We start from the raw sequence: 230 nt of genomic DNA, 5'->3' as shown, positions 1-230 counted from the left end.
CAGCAAAAGCGAAAACGACAGAGACGAATCCAAACAGTAGTGCCCCCTCCCCCCATTGATACAGGACTCCCCCAACTAGCGGACTGACCGCAATACCGAAAAAACGGAAGAAATTGTAGATTCCAACCGAGGTCGCACGTTCCTGTGAAAAGGTTCTGGATAAAAGCGTAGTCTGGACAGGCAAGGATAAGCCCAGAAACAAACCGAACAAAGCACTACATAGGACGACG

General features: G+C 49.6%; 1 protein-coding gene. It reads right to left on the bottom strand.

The genetic code is table 11. The features are described from left to right. Positions 1–230 (bottom strand): MFS transporter (locus SB773_RS35135; protein ID WP_410595230.1); only part of this gene is annotated, 230 nt, incomplete at both ends.

Origin of the sequence: Bacillus sp. SIMBA_074, from assembly GCF_046534555.1 — a bacterium.
GTDB lineage: Bacteria > Bacillota > Bacilli > Bacillales > Bacillaceae_G > Bacillus_A > Bacillus_A mycoides.
The sequence above is the reverse complement of the archived record's forward strand: the minus strand, read 5'-3'. Positions and strand labels throughout refer to the sequence as shown.